The organism is Kitasatospora sp. NPDC059408 (assembly GCF_042751525.1).
GTDB lineage: Bacteria > Actinomycetota > Actinomycetes > Streptomycetales > Streptomycetaceae > Kitasatospora.
Map to the genome: position 1 here is coordinate 98,340 of NZ_JBHYWI010000011.1, position 20,366 is coordinate 118,705.

General features: G+C 73.2%; 20 protein-coding genes. 2 read left to right on the forward strand and 18 right to left on the reverse strand.

What is annotated here, in order from left to right; translation table 11 throughout:
* Positions 1-145: 145 nt before the first annotated feature.
* From ACFXDE_RS10410 to ACFXDE_RS10495, 18 genes are all read right to left on the reverse strand, one after another.
* A complete protein-coding gene (locus tag ACFXDE_RS10410) occupies positions 146-1,606 on the reverse strand; it encodes a glutamate synthase subunit beta (protein WP_380440515.1) in 1,461 nt (486 codons plus the stop codon).
* Positions 1,599-6,185 carry a glutamate synthase large subunit gene (gene gltB, locus ACFXDE_RS10415; RefSeq protein ID WP_380492807.1) on the reverse strand — a complete coding sequence of 1,529 codons (4,587 nt, stop codon included), beginning with the start codon at positions 6,183-6,185 and terminating at the stop codon, positions 1,599-1,601. The genes ACFXDE_RS10410 and gltB overlap by 8 nt, the downstream gene beginning before the upstream one ends.
* 450 nt (positions 6,186-6,635) lie before the next feature.
* Positions 6,636-7,373: a VIT1/CCC1 transporter family protein gene (locus tag ACFXDE_RS10420; RefSeq protein ID WP_380440518.1), complete on the reverse strand. Its 738-nt coding sequence runs from the start codon at positions 7,371-7,373 to the stop codon at positions 6,636-6,638.
* Between the two features lie 148 nt (positions 7,374-7,521).
* A complete protein-coding gene (lgt, locus tag ACFXDE_RS10425; protein ID WP_380492810.1) occupies positions 7,522-8,628 on the reverse strand; it encodes a prolipoprotein diacylglyceryl transferase in 1,107 nt (368 codons plus the stop codon).
* Between the two features lie 150 nt (positions 8,629-8,778).
* On the reverse strand, positions 8,779-9,642 hold the full coding sequence (locus tag ACFXDE_RS10430) for a DsbA family protein (protein ID WP_380440522.1): 864 nt from the start codon (positions 9,640-9,642) through the stop codon (positions 8,779-8,781).
* Between the two features lie 62 nt (positions 9,643-9,704).
* Positions 9,705-10,232, reverse strand: a complete 528-nt coding sequence (locus tag ACFXDE_RS10435; protein WP_380492812.1) for a MauE/DoxX family redox-associated membrane protein — start codon at positions 10,230-10,232, stop codon at positions 9,705-9,707.
* A gap of 159 nt (positions 10,233-10,391) precedes the next feature.
* On the reverse strand, positions 10,392-10,637 hold the full coding sequence (locus tag ACFXDE_RS10440; protein WP_380492813.1) for a hypothetical protein: 246 nt from the start codon (positions 10,635-10,637) through the stop codon (positions 10,392-10,394).
* 243 nt (positions 10,638-10,880) lie between these two features.
* Positions 10,881-11,705 carry a tryptophan synthase subunit alpha gene (gene trpA, locus ACFXDE_RS10445; RefSeq protein WP_380492815.1) on the reverse strand — a complete coding sequence of 275 codons (825 nt, stop codon included), beginning with the start codon at positions 11,703-11,705 and terminating at the stop codon, positions 10,881-10,883.
* Between the two features lies 1 nt (position 11,706).
* A complete protein-coding gene (gene trpB / locus ACFXDE_RS10450; protein ID WP_380492817.1) occupies positions 11,707-12,957 on the reverse strand; it encodes a tryptophan synthase subunit beta in 1,251 nt (416 codons plus the stop codon).
* 49 nt (positions 12,958-13,006) lie between these two features.
* Positions 13,007-13,156, reverse strand: coding sequence for a tryptophan biosynthesis modulator TrpM (trpM, locus tag ACFXDE_RS10455; protein WP_329928299.1), 150 nt, complete (start codon positions 13,154-13,156; stop codon positions 13,007-13,009).
* Between the two features lie 9 nt (positions 13,157-13,165).
* Complete coding sequence (gene trpC / locus ACFXDE_RS10460; RefSeq protein ID WP_359963056.1) at positions 13,166-13,972, reverse strand: indole-3-glycerol phosphate synthase TrpC; 807 nt, start codon at positions 13,970-13,972, stop codon at positions 13,166-13,168.
* 295 nt (positions 13,973-14,267) lie between these two features.
* Positions 14,268-14,708, reverse strand: a complete 441-nt coding sequence (locus ACFXDE_RS10465; protein WP_380440532.1) for a DUF2752 domain-containing protein — start codon at positions 14,706-14,708, stop codon at positions 14,268-14,270.
* A gap of 87 nt (positions 14,709-14,795) precedes the next feature.
* Positions 14,796-15,059, reverse strand: coding sequence for an HGxxPAAW family protein (locus ACFXDE_RS10470; RefSeq protein WP_380492820.1), 264 nt, complete (start codon positions 15,057-15,059; stop codon positions 14,796-14,798).
* Positions 15,060-15,205: 146 nt separating this feature from the next.
* Positions 15,206-15,847 carry a TIGR02234 family membrane protein gene (locus ACFXDE_RS10475; protein ID WP_380492822.1) on the reverse strand — a complete coding sequence of 214 codons (642 nt, stop codon included), beginning with the start codon at positions 15,845-15,847 and terminating at the stop codon, positions 15,206-15,208.
* Between the two features lie 26 nt (positions 15,848-15,873).
* Positions 15,874-16,350, reverse strand: coding sequence for a Uma2 family endonuclease (locus tag ACFXDE_RS10480; protein ID WP_380492824.1), 477 nt, complete (start codon positions 16,348-16,350; stop codon positions 15,874-15,876).
* Positions 16,351-16,380: 30 nt separating this feature from the next.
* On the reverse strand, positions 16,381-17,904 hold the full coding sequence (locus tag ACFXDE_RS10485; protein WP_380440540.1) for an anthranilate synthase component I: 1,524 nt from the start codon (positions 17,902-17,904) through the stop codon (positions 16,381-16,383).
* A gap of 38 nt (positions 17,905-17,942) precedes the next feature.
* Positions 17,943-18,314, reverse strand: a complete 372-nt coding sequence (gene hisI / locus ACFXDE_RS10490; protein WP_329928306.1) for a phosphoribosyl-AMP cyclohydrolase — start codon at positions 18,312-18,314, stop codon at positions 17,943-17,945.
* Between the two features lie 63 nt (positions 18,315-18,377).
* Positions 18,378-18,866: a hypothetical protein gene (locus tag ACFXDE_RS10495; protein WP_380440542.1), complete on the reverse strand. Its 489-nt coding sequence runs from the start codon at positions 18,864-18,866 to the stop codon at positions 18,378-18,380.
* A gap of 107 nt (positions 18,867-18,973) precedes the next feature.
* On the opposite strand from ACFXDE_RS10495, the gene ACFXDE_RS10500 reads away from it, so the two are divergent.
* Together ACFXDE_RS10500 and ACFXDE_RS10505 are read left to right on the forward strand one after the other, a co-directional pair.
* A complete protein-coding gene (locus ACFXDE_RS10500) occupies positions 18,974-19,555 on the forward strand; it encodes a hypothetical protein (protein ID WP_380492827.1) in 582 nt (193 codons plus the stop codon).
* 25 nt (positions 19,556-19,580) lie between these two features.
* Positions 19,581-20,225, forward strand: a complete 645-nt coding sequence (locus ACFXDE_RS10505) for a TIGR03085 family metal-binding protein (RefSeq protein ID WP_380492829.1) — start codon at positions 19,581-19,583, stop codon at positions 20,223-20,225.
* The last annotated feature ends 141 nt before the right edge of the window (positions 20,226-20,366 follow it).

Consider the following 20,366-nt stretch of genomic DNA (forward strand, 5'->3'; position numbering starts at 1 on the left):
AGAAAACGCGTCGGCGCTCGCCCCCCAACTGGTCGGGGAAGGGGGCGAGCGCCAGGAGACCGCATTGGCCCGACGACGCTGGCGGGGGCAGCGGGTTGAGCTCCCGGCAATGCGGTGCCGGGGGTTCAGGGGGCCGGTCGGACCGTCAGACCACGAGCGGGCGGTCGGTGGGCCGGATCGGGGCCGGAAGCGGGGTCTTGCCACCGAGGTACTTGTCCACCGCCGCGGCGGCCGAACGGCCCTCCGCGATGGCCCAGACGATCAGGGACTGGCCACGGCCGGCGTCTCCGCAGACGTACACGCCATCGACATTGGTGGCGAACCGGCCGTCGCGGCCAATGTTACCGCGCGCGTCGAGGTCCACCCCCAGCTGCTCGACGAGCCCGTTCTTCACGTCCGTCCCGGTGAAGCCCATGGCCAGGGTGACCAGCTGCGCCGGGATGGCCCGCTCGGTGCCGGGGACCTGCTCGAACTTCCCGTCCTTGAACTCCACCTCGACGAGGTGCAGCTCCTGGACGTTGCCCTCCTCGTCGCCGCTGAGGTGGGTGGTGCTCACGGAGTAGATCCGCTCGCCGCCCTCCTCGTGCGCGGAGGTGACCTTGTACGTCATCGGCATGGTCGGCCAGGGCTGGTGCCCGGGCCGGTCCTCGCCCGGGCGCGGCATGATCTCCAGCTGGGTGACGGAGGCCGCCCCCTGCCGGTGCGCGGTGCCGACGCAGTCGGCGCCGGTGTCGCCGCCGCCGATGACGACGACGTGCTTGCCCTTGGCGCTGACCGGCGACTCGACGAAGTCGCCCTCCTGCACCTTGTTGGCCAGCGGCAGGTACTCCATGGCCTGGTAGACGCCCTTGAGCTCGCGCCCGGGCACCGGCAGGTCGCGGGCCGTGGTGGCGCCGGCGGCGACGACGACGGCGTCGAAGCGCTCGCGCAGCTGCTGCCCGGTGATGTCCTCGCCGACGTGGACGCCGGTGCGGAAGCGGGTGCCCTCCGCGCGCATCTGCTCGACGCGGCGGTTGATGTGGCGCTTCTCCATCTTGAACTCGGGGATGCCGTAGCGCAGCAGGCCGCCGATGCGGTCGGCGCGCTCGTACACCACCACGGTGTGCCCGGCCCGGGTGAGCTGCTGGGCGGCGGCGAGGCCGGCCGGGCCGGAGCCGACGACGGCGACGGTCTTGCCGGAGAGGCGCTCGGGGATCTGCGGGGTGACGCCGCCGCGGTCCCACGCCTTGTCGATGATGGTGACCTCGACGTTCTTGATGGTCACCGCGTCCTGGTTGATGCCGAGGACGCACGCGGACTCGCACGGGGCCGGGCACAGGCGGCCCGTGAACTCCGGGAAGTTGTTGGTCGCGTGCAGCCGCTCGATCGCGCCGACGAAGTCGTCCCGGTAGGCGAGGTCGTTCCACTCGGGGATGAGGTTCCCGAGCGGGCAGCCGTTGTGGCAGAACGGGATGCCGCAGTCCATGCAGCGGCCGGCCTGCTTGGTGATGATCGGCAGGAGGCTGCGTTCGACGTAGACCTCGTTCCAGTCCCGCAGACGGACGTCCACGGGACGGCGCTCGGCCAGCTGCTTGGGCGTGGTCAGGAAGCCCTTGGGGTCAGCCATGTGCCGCCTCCATCATCTTGCGAGTGGTCTCGGCCTCGGAGAGGCCATCGCGCTCAGCGGCGTCCTTGGCGGCGAGCACTGCCTTGTAGTCGGTCGGCATGATCTTGGAGAAGCGGGAGACCCCGCTGCCCCAGTCGGCCAGGAGTTCGGCGGCGACGGTGGAGCCGGTCTCCTCGTAGTGCTGCTGCACGGTCTCGCGCAGCCACTCGCGGTCGTCGGCGGTGGGGGCCTCGATGCCCACCATGCCGTCGTTGACGTTCGCGGGGCGCAGGTCGAGGACGTAGGCGATGCCGCCGGACATGCCGGCCGCGAGGTTGCGCCCGGTCTCGCCGAGGACGACGACCCGCCCGCCGGTCATGTACTCCAGGCCGTGGTCGCCCACGCCCTCGACGACGAGGGTGGCGCCGGAGTTGCGGACGGCGAAGCGCTCACCGGCCTTGCCGCGCAGGTGGATCCGGCCCGAGGTGGCGCCGTAGCCGATGGTGTTGCCGGCGATGACGTGGTTCTGCGCGTCGTTGCCGATGGCCGCGGCCTCGCGGGCCGGGCGGACGACGACGACGCCGCCGGACAGGCCCTTGCCGACGTAGTCGTTGGCGTCGCCCTCCAGGCGCAGGGTGACGCCGCGGGGCACGAAGGCCCCGAACGACTGCCCGGCGGAGCCGGTGAAGGTGACGTCGATGGTGCCCTCGGGCAGGCCCTCGCCGCGGTAGCGCCTGGTCACCTCGTGGCCGAGCATGGTGCCGACCGTCCGGTTGACGTTGCGGATCGGCAGCTGGATGCGGACGGTCTCGCCGCGCTCCAGGGCGTCCTCGGCGAGGGTGATCAGCTGGTTGTCGAGGGCCTTGTCGAGCGCGTGGTCCTGCGTGGTGGTGCAGTGGCGCACGGCGCCCTCGGGCAGCTCGGGGACGTGGAAGAGCGGCGCCAGGTCGAGCCCGGCGGCCTTCCAGTGGTCGACGGCGGCCTGGGAGTTGATGTGCTCGGCGTGGCCGACGGCCTCCTCGATCGAGCGGAAGCCCAGCGAGGCCAGGATCTCCCGGACCTCCTCGGCGATGAACTCGAAGAAGTTGACGACGAACTCGGGCTTGCCGGAGAACCGGTCGCGCAGCACCGGGTTCTGGGTGGCGACGCCGACCGGGCAGGTGTCCAGGTGGCAGACCCGCATCATGATGCAGCCGGAGACGACGAGCGGGGCGGTCGCGAAGCCGAACTCCTCGGCGCCGAGCAGCGCGGCGATGACGACGTCGCGCCCGGTCTTCAGCTGGCCGTCGGTCTGGACGACGATGCGGTCGCGCAGCCCGTTGAGCAGCAGGGTCTGCTGGGTCTCGGCGAGGCCGAGCTCCCAGGGGCCGCCGGCGTGCTTGAGCGAGGTGAGCGGCGAGGCGCCGGTGCCGCCGTCGTGGCCCGACACGAGGACGACGTCCGCGTGCGCCTTGGAGACGCCCGCCGCGACCGTCCCGACGCCGACCTCGGACACCAGCTTCACGTGGATGCGGGCGGCCGGGTTGGCGTTCTTGAGGTCGTGGATCAGCTGGGCGAGGTCCTCGATGGAGTAGATGTCGTGGTGCGGCGGCGGCGAGATGAGGCCGACGCCCGGGGTGGAGTGCCGCGTGCTGGCGACCCACGGGTAGACCTTGTGGCCGGGCAGCTGGCCGCCCTCGCCGGGCTTGGCGCCCTGGGCCATCTTGATCTGGATGTCGTCGGCGTTGACCAGGTACTCGGAGGTGACGCCGAAGCGGCCGGACGCGACCTGCTTGATCGCCGAGCGGCGCTCGGGGTCGTACAGGCGGTCCGGGTCCTCGCCGCCCTCACCGGTGTTGGACTTGCCGCCGAGGCGGTTCATCGCGATGGCGAGGGTCTCGTGCGCCTCGCGGGAGATCGAGCCGTAGGACATGGCGCCGGTGGAGAAGCGCTTGACGATCTCGGAGACCGGCTCGACCTCCTCGACCGGGACGGCCTCGCGGCCGAGCGCGTCGAGCCGGAACAGGCCGCGCAGCGTCATGAGGCGCTCGGACTGCTCGTTCACCCGGTCCGTGTACTGCTTGAAGATGTCGTACCGGCGGTTGCGGGTGGAGTGCTGGAGCCGGAAGACGGTGTCCGGGTCGAACAGGTGCGGCTCGCCCTCGCGGCGCCACTGGTACTCGCCGCCGATCTCCAGCGCGCGGTGCGCGGCGGGGATGCCGGAGGCCGGGTAGGCCTTGGCGTGGCGGGCGGCGGTCTCCTTGGCGATCTCGTCCAGGCCGATGCCGCCGAGCTTGGTGGTGGTGCCGGCGAAGTAGCCGTCGACCAGCTCGTGCGAGAGGCCGATGGCCTCGAAGACCTGGGCGCCGCGGTAGGAGGCGACGGTCGAGATGCCCATCTTGGACATGACCTTGAGCACGCCCTTGCCGAGCGCCTTGATCAGGTTCCGGATGGCCTTCTCGGGCTCGACGCCCTGGATGAAGACGCCCTGGGCGACGAGGTCCTCGACGGACTCCATCGCCAGGTACGGGTTGACCGCGCCGGCGCCGTAGCCGACCAGCAGCGCGACGTGGTGCACCTCGCGGACGTCACCGGCCTCGACCAGCAGGGACACCTGGGTGCGCTGCTTGGTGCGGATGAGGTGGTGGTGGATCGCGGAGGTGAGCAGCAGCGAGGGGATCGGGGCGTGCTCGGCGTCCGAGTGGCGGTCGGAGAGCACGATGATGCGGGCGCCGTCGGCGATCGCGGCGTCGGCTTCGGCGGCGATCCCGGCCAGGCGCGCGGCCAGGCCCTCGCCGCCGCTGGCGACCTTGTAGAGGCCGGACAGCGTGACGGCCTTGAGGCCGGGCTGGTCCCCGTCGGCGTTGATGTGGACGAGCTTGGCCAGCTCGTCGTTGTCGATCACCGGGAAGGTGATGCCGACCGAGCGGCAGGCGGCGGCCTCGGCGGCCAGCAGGTTGCCCTCGGGGCCGAGGTTGCTGAGCAGCGAGGTGACGAGCTCCTCGCGGATGGCGTCCAGCGGCGGGTTGGTGACCTGCGCGAAGAGCTGCACGAAGTAGTCGAAGAGCAGGCGCGGCTTCTCGCTGAGCGCGGCGATCGGCGAGTCGGTGCCCATCGAGCCGAGCGCCTCGGCGCCGGTCTTCGCCATCGGCGCGAGGATGACCCGCAGCTCCTCCTCGGTGTAGCCGAAGGTCTGCTGGCGGCGGGTGACGGAGGCGTGGGTGTGGGCGATGTGCTCGCGCTCGGGGAGCTTGGCGAGCTGGATCTGCCCGGCGGTGACCCACTCCTCGTAGGGGTGCTCGGCGGCCAGGCCGGCCTTGATCTCCTCGTCCGGGACGATCCGGTTCTCGTTGAGGCAGACCAGGAACATCTTGCCGGGCTGGAGGCGGCCCTTCTGGACGACCTTCTGCTGGTCGAGGTCGAGGACGCCGACCTCGGAGGAGAGCACGACCAGGCCGTCCTCGGTGACCCAGTAGCGGGCCGGGCGCAGGCCGTTGCGGTCGAGCACGGCGCCGATCCGGGTGCCGTCGGTGAAGGTGACGCAGGCCGGGCCGTCCCAGGGCTCCATGAGGTTGGAGTGGTACTGGTAGAACGCGCGGCGGGCCGGGTCCATGGTGGCGTGGTTCTCCCACGCCTCCGGGATCATCATCAGCACCGAGTGCGGCAGCGACCGGCCGCCGAGGTGGAGCAGCTCCAGGACCTCGTCGAAGGAGGCCGAGTCGGAGTGGTCCGGGGTGCAGACCGGGAAGATCCGGCTCAGGTCGCCGGGGATGACGTCGGTGGCGAGCTGGGACTCGCGGGCGCGCATCCAGTTGCGGTTGCCCTTGACCGTGTTGATCTCGCCGTTGTGCGCGACGAAGCGGTACGGGTGGGCGAGCGGCCAGCTCGGGAAGGTGTTGGTGGAGAACCGCGAGTGCACCAGGCCGATGGCGGACGCGTAGGTGCGGTCCGACAGGTCGGGGAAGAAGGGCTCCAGCTGGCCGGTGGTCAGCATGCCCTTGTAGACGATGGTGCGGGCGGACAGCGACGGGAAGTAGACGCCGGCCTCGCGCTCGGCGCGCTTGCGGACGACGAAGGCGATCCGGTCGAGCTCGACCCCGGCCTTGCCGGCGTGCGACAGGAAGACCTGGCGGAAGCGGGGCATCACGCTGCGCGCGGTCGCGCCGAGGAGGTCGGGGGTGACGGGCACGTCGCGCCAGCCGAGGACGGTGAGGTCCTCCTCGGCGGCGATGGCCTCGATCTGCGCGACGGCGGCGGCGGCCGCCGCGTCCTCGTCCGGCAGGAAGGCGATGCCGACGGCGTAGGAGCCGGCGGCCGGGAGCTCGAAGGAGACCTTGGCGCGCAGGAAGGCGTCCGGGATCTGGGTGAGGATGCCGGCGCCGTCGCCGGAGTCGGGCTCGGCGCCGGTGGCGCCGCGGTGCTCCAGGTTGCGCAGGACGGTCAGCGCCTGCTCGACGATGGTGTGGTCGGCGATGCCGGTCAGCGTGGCGACGAAACCGACGCCGCAGGCGTCGTGCTCGTTTCGCGGGTCGTACAGGCCCTGAGCAGCAGGTCGCGCATCCGGAACGAGCGCGTACGGCGGGCGGGCGGCGCCGGCCTGGGGCTCGTTTGCGGAGTGCATGGATGCAGACAGCATCGGCTCTCCCGTCGTCGTCTTTCGGCAAGTTGGTGCACGTAGGGACGACGTTGGCCCTGATGCGGTGAAACGATTTCGTGCAAGTTACATGATGCCCAAGATCCCGGGAAGCGGAATGCCTCGTCCGCATGGTGGACGGATCCGCAGGTCACGGGGTGGGTGAAGGGACGCGCCACAGTGCACGTCCCGACGATTGTGCCCGGCGGTCGGCCGCCCGAAACAGGGGCGAAACCGGACCGCCACACAAGGCGATCAAGGTCGCCTGCGAATCCTTTCCCGGGGCCGCGTCGCAGATGCGAATCTGCGGCTCCAGGGCTCGGATGGTGAGACTAGGCCAGGCCATGCGCGACAGCCATGTGCGGAACGTCACGCATTCACCGGCATAGTCATGCAAGGGTCTGTGTCATCCCACAGCCCGCCGCCCGCCTCCCCGGGTCAGCCCACGTGCCCGCCGATGAGCCAGCCCAGCAGGTACGTCACCCCCGCGGCCGCGCCGCCCAGCACGAGCTGCCGCAGCCCGCTGTACCACCAGCTGCGCGCCGTCACACGGGCCACCACGGCGCCGCAGCCGAACAGCCCGGCCGCCGCGAGCAGCATGGCGGGCAGCAGCGTCGTCGCGCCCAGCAGGTACGGCAGGAGCGGCAGCAGGGCGCCGAGCGCGAAGCACACGAAGGAGGACGCGGCGGCGACCAGCGGCGACGGCAGGTCGTTGGGGTCGATGCCCAGTTCCTCGCGGGCGTGGATCTCCAGCGCCTGGTCCGGGTTCGCGGACAGCTGCCGGGCCACCTCGTGGGCGAGGTCCGGGTCCACCCCGCGCGAGACGTACAGCTGGGCGAGCTCGGCCAGCTCCCCGTGCGGGTTGCGGCTCAGCTCCAGCCGCTCGGCCTCGATCTCGGCCTGGACGAGCTCGCGCTGCGAGGCCACCGAGGTGTACTCCCCCGCCGCCATCGAGCAGGCACCGGCCGCCAGCCCGGCGAGGCCGGTGAGGATCACCGTGCCGTTGGACGCCGCACCGCCGACCACACCGGTCATCAACGCGAAGTTGGAGACGAGGCCGTCGACCGCGCCGAACACCGCGGGCCGCAGCCAGCCGCCGTTGACGTCCCGGTGGTGGTCCGCCGCGGGTATGCGGGGGTGCTGCCCGGCCTCGGGCTCAAGGATGGTCGCGCTCACGGTTCTGCCCCTCCGTCTTCGTTCGTCTGACTCGAACGTAGCCGGGTTGACCTGGGCATTTCCAGCAAAGTAAGGCTGTCCGAACAGCACTGAGGCCACCCTTCGCAGGCGGTGCGAAGGGTGGCCTCACTGCGGGGAACGCCCCAGGTCAGATCGGGTTCTCGACGTCCTTGCCGGCCTTCTCGGCGGTCGCGGCGGCCTTCTCGGCGCCCGGCTCATCGTCCGCATGCCGAGACAACTCGGCGGTCTCACCGGCTCCGGCGACCTTCTCGGACGGGGCGGCCTTCTTCTCGCCCGCCTCTGCCGTGCCCGCGGTCTCGGCCTTGCCCGACCCCTTGGCCTTGCCCGAACCATCGGCCTTGCCCACGGTCTCGGCCTTGCTGGCGGTCTCGGCCTTGTCCGCGATCACGGCCTCCTCCTCGTGCGCGGCCGGGTCGATGCTCGCCGGGTCCTCGCGGCCGGGCCGCTTCTTGCCGACGATCAGGAAGTACGCCACGGCGCCGATGAACACCACGATGGACGTCCAGTCGTTCAGCCGCAGGCCGAAGTAGACGTGCGCCTCGTCGACCCGCAGCCACTCGGTCCAGAACCGGCCCACCGTGTACGCGGCCACGTACAGCGCGAACGCCCGGCCGTGGCCCAGCTTGAACCGCCGGTCCGCCCAGATCACCAGCAGCGCGACCCCGATGCACCACAGCGACTCGTACAGAAAGGTGGGGTGGTAGGTGGCGGCGTCGGGCGTGGCGGCCGGACGGTGGGCGGGCGCGATCTCCAGGCCCCACGGGAGCGTGGTCGGCCGGCCGAACAGCTCCTGGTTGAAGTAGTTGCCCCAGCGCCCCATCGCCTGCGCGAGCGCGATGCCCGGCGCGATGGCGTCGGCGTACGCGGGCAGCGGCACGCCCCGGCGGCGGCAGCCGATCCAGGCGCCGACCGCGCCCAGCGCGACCGCGCCCCAGATGCCGAGGCCGCCCTCCCAGATCTTGAAGGCGTTCCAGGGGTTGCGGCCGTCGCCGAAGTACAGCTGGTGATCGGTGATCACGTGGTACAGCCGGCCGCCGACGAGGCCGAACGGCACGGCCCACACGGCGATGTCACCGACCGTGTGCTTGGCACCGCCCCGGGCGACCCAGCGCTTGCTGCCGAGCCAGACGGCGACGACGACACCGAGGATGATGCAGAAGGCGTAGGCGCGCAGCGGGACGGGTCCGAGGTGGAGGACGCCCCGCGACGGGCTGGGAATGAAGGCGATATCCATGACAGCTCCGACGCTACAGGGTCGGCGGCCCCCGCCGGACACCCCAGGGGTCACAGAAACCGAACAACAGGGGGCGGGGCCGCCCACGACGGCCGGCCGCCGCCCCCTCCGGACGGGGAGGGGACGGCGGCGGCGGGCGGCGCGGGAGGCTCAGCCGGCGTTCGGCGACGGGTTGTTGGCCTCCGAAGCGGCGCTGGTGGGGGCCGGCGTCTGCCCGTTGGTGCCCGGGGTGCCGGGCTGCTTGCCCTGGTTGGCGGCGTCCACCCACTTCGCCAGGTTCGCCGGGGTGATCTCCTCGGTGCCGTTCTTCGGGTAGATCGGCTGGCCGTTGAGCAGCACGGTCGGGGTCGACTTGAAGCTGGACTTGTCGAAGTCCTGCTGCACCGCGGACACCCACCCGCCGAACTTGTTGTCGTTGACGCAGGCCTCGAAGGCGGGCGTGTCCAGGCCGTTGACCTGCTTGGCGAGGTTGAGCAGGACGGCCTTGTTGCCGAAGGCGTCGTTGGTCTCGTCCGGCTGGTTGCGGTAGAGGACGTCGTGGAAGTCCCGGAAGTGCCCGGCGTCCTGGGCGCAGGCCAGGGCGTTGGCCCCGTTCTTGGAGCCTTTGCCGGGAAGCGCGCGGTCGATGAACGAGACGATGTGGGCGTTGGTGTAGATCTTGCCCTGGTCCTCCAGCTGGTCGATGGTCGAGGAGAACTCGCGCTCGAACATGCCGCAGGCGGGGCAGCGCGGGTCCTCGTACACCGTGAGGACGGAGGGGGCGTCGGCGGAGCCGACCGGGATGACGAGGTTCTTGTCGCCGACCGTCCCGGCCGGGGCGGCGGCCGGGGTCTCCGGCTTGGAGCGCTGGTTCTGCACCACGACGCCGACGACGACCGCGGCGGCGATCACCGCGAGCACCGAGCCGCCGACGATGAGCTTCTTCCTGCGCCGCCCGGCGGCCTCGTCGGCCGCCCGCTGCGCCTGCATCCGCTCGCGGGCGGTGCGCTTGCCTTCTCGGTTCTTCTCGCTCATTGCCTTGACATCCATCGGGGAGGACCTCGGTCGGGGGTTGGGGTGTGGTGGGCGCCGGGCGGTCAGCTGGTCAGCCAGCCGTCCGCCGAGAACTTGGTGCGGGGCCGCCACAGCAGCCACCCGGCCAGCAGCAGGAACCCGGTGTCGCGCAGGATCTCCTGCAGGTACTCGGTCTGCGACGCGTCCACGTGCCCCCCGCCGCCGAAGCACCCGCAGTCGATGGAGATGCCGCGCGCCCAGGCCGAGCCGATCCCGGCGATGAAGGTGAGCAGCAGCAGCGCGGAGACGGCGGCGACCAGCCGGACGCCGAGGCCGATCACCAGCAGCAGGGCGAGCGCCAGCTCCAGGAAGGGCAGCCCGTAGCCGATCGGCTTGACCAGCCCCTCCGGCAGGATCTCGTAGGCGCGGACGGCCTGGGCGGCCTCCGCCGGGTCGGCGATCTTGGCCAGCCCGGCCCAGCCCCACACCACGGCGAGCCCGAGCCGGACGGCGGTGCCGGCCCACTGCGTCCACACCGGCGCGGGCCGGCGCCCGGGCGGCGCGGAGTCCGCGGACACGGATTCGCCGGGCTGCGCTGCCGGGCCGGCCATCAGGGAACCCCCCTCGGGAAAATCGTTCACTTCCTGACGAACCGTAGGGGATGAAGCCCGGTTTCTCCGTATTCAGGAATTAAGCCGTATGAGTGACGGCTGGTGACGGCTCGTCCGATTACGCCCGAACTGTCATACGAATGGGGCGGGCCCGGCACGCTACCGGCAGATCAGCGGACGCCCCGGGTCGACGAGGTCCGTCCGGCTCTCGTGGTACCGGTGGGAGTCCCGCGCGGCGGCCTCCCAGCGGGCCGCCTCGGCGCACACGGACGCGTCCCGCTCGGCCCGCTCGACGGCGGCCCTGGCCAGCGCGTGCCCGACCTCGGAGTGCGCCCCGACGGCGGCGCCGAGGGCCAGGGCGGCCGCCGCCGCCCGCAGCAGGACGGCTCGGTGGAAACACCTCACCGGCTCACCCCTTCGCTCGCCCCCGTGCACGTCGTTCGTGCACTCGTCCCTCCACTCAACGCCCGTCAATCGCGGCTGATGCGTGTGCCCGCCAGTGTTCACCCGTTCGGGTTGCCGGCGGACATCCGATGACGCGTCACCCTCATCCGAAAGGCCGATGACCCCCGTCTCCCGCCCCAAAGCCGACGGCCCGTCGCTCCCCCAGGAGCGACGGGCCGTCAGCCGTCCCTATCGGTCAGCGCGTCAGCGTCGCCGCACGCCCTGCGCCAGTTCGCCGGCCAGGGCGCGGACGGCGTCGAGCGCGGCCGGCTCGTCGCCGTCCGCCTCCAGGATCCGCTTCACGAACGCGGACCCGACGATCACGCCGTCCGCGAAGGCAGCGACCTCGGCCGCCTGCTCCGGCGTGGAGACGCCGAGCCCGACGCAGACCGGCAGGTCCGTGGTGGCCCGGGTGCGGGCGACCAGGTCCTCGGCGAGCGAGCCGACCGCGCTGCGGGTGCCCGTCACGCCCATCACCGCGGCGGCGTACACGAACCCGCTGCCGGCCGCGGTGACCTCGGCCAGCCGCTCGTCCTTGCTGCTGGGGGCGACCACGAACACGGTGTCCAGACCGTGCTCGTCCGCCGCCTCGCGCCACTCCCGGGACTCCTCGACCGGCAGGTCCGGCAGGATGCAGCCGGCCCCGCCGGCGGCCGCCAGGTCGGCGGCGAAGCGGGCCACGCCGTAGCGGTCGACCGGGTTCCAGTACGTCATCACCAGCACCGCCACCCGCGGGTGCGCGGTGGCGACCTCCTGGACGGTCCGCAGGACGTCCTTGATCCGCACGCCGCCGCGCAGGGCGATGTCGTCGGCGGTCTGGATGACGGCCCCGTCCAGCACCGGGTCGGAGTGCGGCAGGCCGACCTCGACGACGTCGCAGCCGCCCTCGACCAGCGCCCCGATCGCCCGGATGCCGCCGTCGACGGTCGGGAAGCCGGCCGGCAGGTAGCCGATCAGCGCGGCGCGGTCCTCGGCCTTGGCCGCCGCCAGACGCCCACTGAGCTTGCCGGCGCTGAGCTTGTTCGCCATGTCACTTACCCCCGTCGGCCGCGTCGCCGGCCGGCTCGTCGTACAGGCCGAAGTACTGGGCCGCCGTGTGCATGTCCTTGTCGCCGCGCCCGGAGAGCGAGACCAGGATGGTGGCCTCCGGCCCGAGTTCGCGGCCGAGCTCCAGGGCGCCGGCCAGCGCGTGGGCGCTCTCGATGGCCGGGATGATGCCCTCGGTGCGGGAGAGCAGGCGCAGCGCCTGCATCGCGGCGTCGTCGGTGACCGGGCGGTACTCGGCCCGTCCGGTGTCCTTGAGCCAGGCGTGCTCCGGGCCGACGCCCGGGTAGTCGAGGCCGGCCGAGATGGAGTGCGACTCGATGGTCTGGCCGTCCTCGTCCTGGAGGACGTAGGTGCGCGAGCCGTGCAGCACGCCGGGGTCGCCCTTGGTGAGGGTGGCCGCGTGCCTGGGGGTCTCGGCGCCCTCGCCGGCCGCCTCGCAGCCGATCAGGCGCACGCCGGCGTCCGGGATGAACTCGTGGAAGATGCCCATCGCGTTGGAGCCGCCGCCGACGCACGCGACGACGGCGTCGGGCAGCCGCCCGGTGCGGTCGAGGACCTGCTCGCGCGCCTCGACGCCGATGACGCGGTGGAAGTCGCGGACCATCATCGGGAAGGGGTGCGGCCCGGCGACGGTCCCGAACAGGTAGTGCGTGGAGTCGACGTTGGCGACCCAGTCGCGGAACGCCTCGTTGATGGCGTCCTTGAGGGTGCGGCTGCCGGACTTGACGGCCACCACCTCGGCGCCGAGCATCCGCATCCGGGCGACGTTCAGCGCCTGGCGCTGAGTGTCGACCTCGCCCATGTAGATCGTGCAGTCGAAGCCGAACAGCGCGCAGGCGGTGGCGGTGGCCACGCCGTGCTGGCCGGCGCCGGTCTCGGCGATGATCCGGGTCTTGCCCATCCGGCGGGTGAGCAGCGCCTGGCCCAGCACGTTGTTGATCTTGTGCGAGCCGGTGTGGTTCAGGTCCTCGCGCTTGAGCAGGATCCGCGCGCCGCCCGCCTCGGCGGAGAAGCGGTGCACGTCGGTCAGCGGGCTCGGACGGCCCGTGTAGTCCTTGAGCAGGGCGTCGAGCTCGGCGGTGAAGGCCGGGTCGGTCTTGGCCTTCTCGTACTCCTCGGCGACCTGCTCGACGGCGGCGACCAGCGCCTCCGGGATGAAGCGGCCCCCGTACGCGCCGAAGTAGCCGCGGGCGTCCGGCACGTGCGCGCCGGACTGGTGGTCCTTGTCGGACATGGTGGTTTCCCTTGGGGAGATGACGACAGTGACGTCTCGTGGCCGGTGATCAGCCGAGCGTCCCGCGCCATCGCCGGCCGGGCACCTGCCCGGGCTCGCAGCCGATGACGTAGCGCACCCGCCGCCCCAGCACCCGGCGCGCGGGCGCGCGGCAGCCGCGCGGGCGGCAGCCGGGGGCGAGACGGGTGGCGATCTTCATCTGCTGCGCTCAGTCCTTGTGCCGCACGGCCGGGTGGGCCCCGGCGGCGACCAGGTCGGCGACCGCGGCCCGCGGGTCCTTGCCGGTCACCAGGGACTCGCCGACCAGCACCGCGTCGGCGCCGAGGTTGGCGTAGGAGATGACGTCCAGCGGGCCGCGCACGCCGGACTCGGCGACCTTGACGATGCCGTCCGGGATCGCGTGGACGACGTTGCCGAAGGTGTCGCGGTCGACCTCCAGCGTCTTCAGGTTGCGGGCGTTGACGCCGATGATCCGCGCCCCGGCGTCCACCGCGCGCTTGATCTCCTCCTCGTCGTGCACCTCCACCAGCGGCGTGAGGCCGATCGACTCGGCGCGCTCGATCAGCGACACCAGGGCCGGCTGGTCGAGGGCGGCGACGATCAGCAGCGCGAGGTCGGCGCCGTGCGCGCGGGCCTCCCACAGCTGGTAGGCGGTGACGATGAAGTCCTTGCGCAGCAGCGGGGTGTCCACCGCCGCGCGGACCGCGTCGAGGTCGGCCAGCGACCCGCCGAAGCGGCGCTGCTCGGTCAGCACGCTGATCGCGGCGGCGCCGCCGGCCGCGTAGTCGACCGCCAGGGCGGCCGGATCGGCGATCGCGGCCAGGGCGCCCTTGGACGGGCTGGAGCGCTTCACCTCGCAGATCACCCGGATCCCGTCGCCCTTGAGGGCGGCGACGCCGTCCTTGGCCTCCGGAGCCTTGGCGGCGAGCTCCTTGAGCTCGTCCAGGGAGACCCGGGCCTGCCGCTCGGCGAGGTCCTCGCGGACCCCTTCGATGATCGTGTCGAGCACACTCATGCGTCCACCTCGCTGCGCTCGGCAGGCGCATCGCGCAACACGCACCTGTCAATGGTTCGGTCGCTCCGCTCACTCACGGCGCAGTGCCCCCATCGTTTCTGCTAGTTCAGCTAGCCGGTAGCCGTCGGACAGAGGCCCGTCGGCTCTTCGATGGTATCGGCACCCGGGGGCGCGAACCGCATCAGCCCGGCGCGCGTCTCGCGGACCGGACGCCCCTTGCGGCGGCTCTCAACTGCGACTTCACCGCTTCTCCACCCAGGGCCGGGCGCCCCCGGCCCGGACCGGGCTCCCCGGCTCAGACCAGCGGCGGAGCCAGCCCCGCCCCGACCGGCAGGTTGCGCACGACGGTGAACACCAGCACCAGCAGTCCGATCAGCGCCCAGCGGCGCGCCCCGACCGACATCCGCGGCACCGGGCCGCCGGTCAGCGCGGCCCAGGCCCAGCGCAGCCACATCAGCGCCAGGACGGCGAACAGGAGCACCGCGACGGCGTTGTCGTGCAGCGCGGCGGTGAAGTCCCCGTGGGCCAGCGCGTGGACGCAGCGCAGTCCCCCGCAGCCGGGGCACCACCAGCCGGTCGCGGCCAGGAAGGGGCAGGTCGGGTAGTGCCCGGGTGCGTTCGGGTCCACCACGGAGACGTACACGGCGGGCACGGCCGCGGCGGCCAGTGCGGCCAGCGGCGGGCCCATCCGCCGCAGCACGGGCGGCGGGGCGGAGGCGGCGGGGGCGGCGTTCACGCCCCCGATTGTGCCCGGCGCGGGGGCCGGGGATGCGAAAACGGCGGGCGTGGCGCCCGCCGTTCTGCAGTGCGAAGGGTGTCGTCGTCAGGCGGCGACGGCAGCGCGCGCGGCGCGGGCCTCGGTCTGCTCCTGGACGGACGCGTAGACGTTGGTGCTCGGCTGCTTGCCCATGCCGGCCATCGCCATGGCCTTGCCGACGATGCCGCCGACGAGGACGACCGCGAGACCGGCCACGACCAGCAGCGGCGACGGCAGGATCATCGCGACGCCCGCGATGCCGAAGCCGACGAAGGAGATGACGACGCCGGTCCAGGCGGCGGGGTTGTGGCCGTGTGCTGCTGCTGCCATCGATGGTGCTCCTTGGCTCTCGGGGCCCGGCCGGGCCTGCGGGGCCGCCGGCGGGTTTGACGGGTTCCATTGTGCCGGGCCACATGTCGGCGGCCCAAAGCGGGTGGCGGGTCTATCGCGTCACAGTGGACGGCCGGGGAGGGGTGCTAGACGGCCGTCGGGTCCTCGCCGCGGTCCAGCGCCTTCCACAGGTCGGCCGGGGTGTCCGCGCCCTTCGCGGCGCCCTTGGCCGGGCCCCTGGCCGGGCCCTTCACCGGGGCCTTGCCGGTGGGCGCCTCGTAGCGGCTGCCCATGGCCGGCCAGCCGCGGCCGAAGCGCAGCGTGAGCAGCCCGGCGACGGCGAGCAGCACCCCGCCGGCCACCGCCACCCACGGCCAGCCGCTGTGGCCGACCTCCGTGGCCGTCGAGCCGGCCAGGGCGAGCTTGCGGGCCGCCTCGGCGTCCAGTGCGGCGGTGTCGCCGGCGCCGGCCACCGCCGTGGCGGCCACGCCGATCCCGGCCAGCAGGGTCAGCGCGCCGACCGCGAGCCGTCCGGCGCCGCGCACCGCGAACACCGCGATGGCGGCGGCCAGGCCCACCAGGGCCAGCCCGCCGGGCAGTTCGGAGATCCGGCCGCCGCTGACGGACACCTCCAGGGTGCCGGCCCGGCCCTGCGCCCAGTCCCGGCCGACCGCGGTCAGCACCAGGACGGCGCTCAGCACGGTCAGCAGCAGCATCACGCCGAGCGTGCGCCGGCCCGGCCGCGCGGCCGGGGCGGTGTCGGGTACGGGGTTCTGGTCAGCGCTCACCCGTCCACTATCCCCCGGCCGCGTTCTCAGGCCGTACCCGGGGTGGGGCGCTCCACCACGAACCCGTCGGTCTGGAGCACGAGCGTCCGCTCGCCGAGCGGCAGGAAGAGGTCGTTGCCGATCGGCACCCGTTCGGCCTCCCGGTACACCCCGCCCGGCGCCGGCGCGGTGTGCACGGTGCAGACGCCGGCCACCGGGTCCACCACCACGTACAGCGGCAGCCCGGACTCCGCGTACGCGCGCGCCGCCGCGCCGTGGCCGCCGCCCGGGGCGGCCACCTCCAGGACGGCCTCCACGGACGTCCCGTCGTAGCGCCCCCCGGCGCCCCGCGCGGCACCCGGGGCGATCACCGCCAGGTCGGGGGCGAGGCCGCCGGGCGCGGCCCGGAAGTCGATCAGGACCTGCGACAACACCCTTCCGTGGCCCGCCAGTTGGTCCCCGATCTGGACGGCGGCGGCGAGCACGGCCACCCACCGCCGCTCGTCCTGCGGCACCTCGGACATCCCGGCCGCCTCCCTTGCGTACCTGTGGGGCTACGAAAGCTCCGGCGTCCGCAGCGTATTGGCGGTGGCGATCGCCCGCAGCACGGCGGCCGCCTTGTTGCGGCACTCGGTGTCCTCGCCGTGCGGGTCGGAGTCGGCCACCACGCCGGCGCCGGCCTGCACGTACGCGGTGCCGTCGCGCAGCACCGCGGTCCGGATCGCGATCGCGGTGTCGGAGTCGCCGGCGAAGTCCAGGTAGCCGACGCAGCCGCCGTACAGGCCCCGGCGGGTGGGCTCCAGCTCCTCGATGATCCGCATCGCCCGGGGCTTGGGCGCGCCCGAGAGGGTGCCGGCCGGGAAGCACGCCGTCAGCACGTCGAAGGCGGTCCGCCCGGGCGCCACCTTGCCGGTGACGGTCGAGACGATGTGCATGACGTGGCTGTAGCGCTCGATGTGCATGAAGTCGACCACCTCGACGCTGCCCGGCTCGCAGACCCGGCCGAGGTCGTTGCGGCCCAGGTCGACCAGCATCAGGTGCTCGGCGCGCTCCTTGGGGTCGGCGAGCAGCTCGGCGGCCAGCGCCGCGTCCTCGTGCGGGCTCGCGCCGCGGTGGCGGGTGCCGGCGATCGGGTGCAGCATCGCCTCGCCGTCGGTGACCTTGACCAGCGCCTCCGGGCTGGAGCCGACCACGTCGAAGCCGCCCTCCGCGCCGCCGTCCGGGCCCGGGAAGCGGAACAGGTACATGTACGGGCTCGGGTTGGTGGTGCGCAGCACCCGGTAGACGTCCAGCGCGGAGGCCGGGCAGGGTGCCTCGAAGCGCTGCGAGGGCACGACCTGGAAGGCCTCGCCGGCCCGGATCCGCTCCTTGATCACGTCCACCGCGGCCCGGTAGGGCGCGCCGCCGAACGGCGAGCGGACATCGCCGGGGCCGGCCGGGGTGAAGGTGGCGAGCCCGGGGTCGACGGGCCTGAGCAGGTCCGCCTCCATCGCGTCGAGCCGGGCCACCGCGTCCGCGTGGGCCTCGTCGACGCCGCTGGCGAGGTCGTTGTGGTTGACGGCGTTGGCGATCAGCAGCACCGTGCCGTCGACGTGGTCCAGCACGGCGAGGTCGGTGGCGAGCAGCATCGTCAGCTCGGGGAGCCCGAGGTCGTCCGGGTTGAGGTCCGGCAGCTTCTCCAGGCGGCGCACGACGTCGTAGCCGAGGTAGCCGACCAGGCCGCCGGTGAGCGGCGGCAGGCCGTCGTCGGAGTGCCGCGGGGTGTGCAGGGCCTCCAGGGCCGCGCGCAGCACCTCCAGCGGGTCCCCGCCGGTGGGGATGCCGACCGGCGGGGCGCCGAGCCAGCGGGCGTCGCCGTCCGGGCCGACGGTGAGGGTGGCGGCGCTGCGCACGCCGACGAAGGAGTAGCGCGACCAGCTGCGGCCCTGCTCGGCGGACTCCAGCAGGAAGGTGCCGGGCCGCTCGCCGGCCAGGCTGCGGTAGAGGCCGATCGGGGTGAGGCCGTCCGCGAGGAGCCTGCGGGTGACCGGGATGACCCGGGTGTCGACGGCGAGCTTGCGGAAGGCTTCGAGGTCCATGGCGGGCGGCACCTTCTGGGTCGGAGGCTTTGGTGTGGTCAGGCGAGCGGGAGCACGTCGGCGTCGAAGCAGGTGCGGTCGCCGGTGTGGCAGGCGGCACCGGTCTGGTCGACCTTGACCAGCAGGGTGTCGCCGTCGCAGTCGAGCGCCACCGACTTGACCGCCTGGACGTGCCCGGAGGTGTCGCCCTTGACCCAGTACTCGCGGCGGCTGCGGCTCCAGTAGGTGCAGCGGCCGGTGGTGAGCGTGCGGTGCAGCGCCTCGTCGTCCATCCAGCCGAGCATCAGCACCTCGCCGGTGTCGTGCTGCTGCGCGATGGCCGGCAGCAGGCCGTCCTCGGTGCGCTTGAGGCGGGCCGCGATCGCGGGGTCCAGGGCGGTGGTGCCGGGGGCGGCGGGTGTGGTGGACATGGGGACATTGTGTCAGCCCGGCCGGGGCGCCCGGTGCGCCGTCCGCATCGCGGCCGGGGCAGGTCAGCGGGGCCGCTCGCAGCCGGCGGGCCAGATCCGGTGGACGAACAGCCCTGCCTCCTGGGCCAGTGCGGCCACCCGGGCCGGCCCGTTGCCGGGCTCGCCGTCCCACGGTTCTCCGTCCCAGACGGCGATCAGCTCGTCGATCATGCCGACCAGCGCCCGCCCGGTGTCGTCGCCGAGGCCCCCGCGCTCGGCCGCGGCCAGCCGGTGGACGGCGTTCGCCTCGTTCATCAGCTCCAGCCGGGTGGCCCGGTGGTGGTCGTCGGCGCGGCCGACGAGCGGCGCACTCGCGGGGACGATGATCTCCAGCTTGCCGCCGTGCTCCAGGACGGACCGGGCGAACCAGGTGTCCGGCCCCTCGTCGGCGCAGGTGACGCCGACGAGCTCGTACGAGCCGAAGGTGGTGACCAGCTGCCAGAGGTCGCCGCGGACCAGCATCTCCGTGATGCCGCCCGACAGGCCCTGGTGTCCGGTGATTCCGACGCGCATTCCCAACTCCCGGGATCGTGTCGTGCCGCCCGGGAGCCTACCCAATGGGGGGACGAGTTCGGCCAACCACCTGCCGCGGAGCACCGGTTTGGGCCATCCTCATGGCCATGACCTCCGAGCAGCCGCCGTCCGCAGCCGCCGACCCGCGCCCGTCCCGCGGCCTGGTCCTCACCGTCGCGGCGGTCCTCGTCGCCCTGCTCGCGGTGGTGGGGACCGTCATGCTCTGGCCCGACGACAAGAAGCCGGCCGCCGCACCTCCCCCGCCCACCCCCACGGCCACGGCCACCGCGACGCCGACCCCCACCCCGACGCCCACTCCCACCCCGACCCCCACCCCGCCGTACGCCTTCTTCCCGGTCGGCACCTGCTTCGACCACCCGCAGCTCAGCCCGGCGATCGTCCGGTCCGAGGAACGGCCCTGCACCGGCGAACACGACGGCGAGGTGATCGCCGACCTCAAGCTGCCCGAGGGCCTCACCGGCGACCTCAAGATCAACCTCGCGATCCTCGACGGCTGTAAGGCCGCCGAGACCGCCGCCAAGGCCCGCCAGGGCGACGCCCGCACCTACTACGGCCGCCCGGTCGGCCCGACCATGGCCAACTACCAGCAGGGCTGGCGGGACTACACGTGCGCGCTGACCCTCAGCAACCGCCAGGGCGGCCCCAAGCTCACCGGCCACCTCCGCTGAGCCCACCACGTTCTAAGGTGACGCCATGTCGAACCACGCCCTCGCCGAGCGTCACCGCCTCGCCGAACTCCTGGCCGCCGCCGGGCCGGACGCCCCCACCCTCTGCGCCGGGTGGACCACCCGCGACCTCGCCGCCCACCTGGTGATCCGCGAACGCCGGGCGGACGCGGCCCCCGGCATCCGCGTCGGCGCCCTCGCGGGCTGGACCCACCGGGTGCAGTCGGCCTACGCCGAGCGCCCGTACGACGAGCTGGTCGGCCTCTTCCGCTCCGGCCCGCCGGTGTTCTCCTTCTTCGCACTCCCCGGCGCGGACGAAGCCGCCAACACCGTCGAGTACTTCGTGCACGCCGAGGACGTCCTGCGAGCGGCCGACGACTGGACCCCCCACCCCGTCCCGCCCGGCCGCTCCGAGGCCCTGTGGCGCCGCCTCCCCCTCCTCGCCCGCTTCGAAGCCGGCCGCCGCTCCCCCGTCCGCCTCGAACTCCACCACCCCGACGGCCGCGCCGTCACCGCCGGCCCCACCGGCGCCCCGGTCGTCCGCATCACCGGCGAGCCGGCCGACCTGATCCTCTTCACCTACGGCCGCGGCGCCCGCACGACCCTCACCGTCGACGGCCCCTCGGACGCCGTCGAGGCCCTCCGCCACGCCCTGCCCCTGCCCCTTCAGTAGCGCGCCCGATGATCCACGGTGTTGGCCGCCCCCCTGCCGGCGGGGCACCCCCCCGGCGCCCCCGCCGCGCCTCGCCACCCCGCCGCCCCGCCCGGACCGGGCGGCCCCCTGCGGGGAGTGGACCCCCCCGCCGTGCCCCGC

What these genes read in the sequence shown, in the direction of transcription:
- ACFXDE_RS10410 (WP_380440515.1), bottom strand. Translation starts at nt 1,606, where the DNA reads ATGGCTGACCCCAAGGGCTTCCTGACCACGCCCAAGCAGCTGGCCGAG.
- gltB (WP_380492807.1), bottom strand. Translation starts at nt 6,185, where the DNA reads ATGCACTCCGCAAACGAGCCCCAGGCCGGCGCCGCCCGCCCGCCGTAC.
- lgt (WP_380492810.1), bottom strand. Translation starts at nt 8,628, where the DNA reads ATGGATATCGCCTTCATTCCCAGCCCGTCGCGGGGCGTCCTCCACCTC.
- ACFXDE_RS10430 (WP_380440522.1), bottom strand. Translation starts at nt 9,642, where the DNA reads ATGAGCGAGAAGAACCGAGAAGGCAAGCGCACCGCCCGCGAGCGGATG.
- ACFXDE_RS10435 (WP_380492812.1), bottom strand. Translation starts at nt 10,232, where the DNA reads ATGGCCGGCCCGGCAGCGCAGCCCGGCGAATCCGTGTCCGCGGACTCC.
- trpA (WP_380492815.1), bottom strand. Translation starts at nt 11,705, where the DNA reads ATGGCGAACAAGCTCAGCGCCGGCAAGCTCAGTGGGCGTCTGGCGGCG.
- trpB (WP_380492817.1), bottom strand. Translation starts at nt 12,957, where the DNA reads ATGTCCGACAAGGACCACCAGTCCGGCGCGCACGTGCCGGACGCCCGC.
- trpM (WP_329928299.1), bottom strand. Translation starts at nt 13,156, where the DNA reads ATGAAGATCGCCACCCGTCTCGCCCCCGGCTGCCGCCCGCGCGGCTGC.
- trpC (WP_359963056.1), bottom strand. Translation starts at nt 13,972, where the DNA reads ATGAGTGTGCTCGACACGATCATCGAAGGGGTCCGCGAGGACCTCGCC.
- ACFXDE_RS10470 (WP_380492820.1), bottom strand. Translation starts at nt 15,059, where the DNA reads ATGGCAGCAGCAGCACACGGCCACAACCCCGCCGCCTGGACCGGCGTC.
- ACFXDE_RS10480 (WP_380492824.1), bottom strand. Translation starts at nt 16,350, where the DNA reads ATGTCCGAGGTGCCGCAGGACGAGCGGCGGTGGGTGGCCGTGCTCGCC.
- ACFXDE_RS10485 (WP_380440540.1), bottom strand. Translation starts at nt 17,904, where the DNA reads ATGGACCTCGAAGCCTTCCGCAAGCTCGCCGTCGACACCCGGGTCATC.
- hisI (WP_329928306.1), bottom strand. Translation starts at nt 18,314, where the DNA reads ATGTCCACCACACCCGCCGCCCCCGGCACCACCGCCCTGGACCCCGCG.
- ACFXDE_RS10495 (WP_380440542.1), bottom strand. Translation starts at nt 18,866, where the DNA reads ATGCGCGTCGGAATCACCGGACACCAGGGCCTGTCGGGCGGCATCACG.
- ACFXDE_RS10500 (WP_380492827.1), top strand. Translation starts at nt 18,974, where the DNA reads ATGACCTCCGAGCAGCCGCCGTCCGCAGCCGCCGACCCGCGCCCGTCC.
- ACFXDE_RS10505 (WP_380492829.1), top strand. Translation starts at nt 19,581, where the DNA reads ATGTCGAACCACGCCCTCGCCGAGCGTCACCGCCTCGCCGAACTCCTG.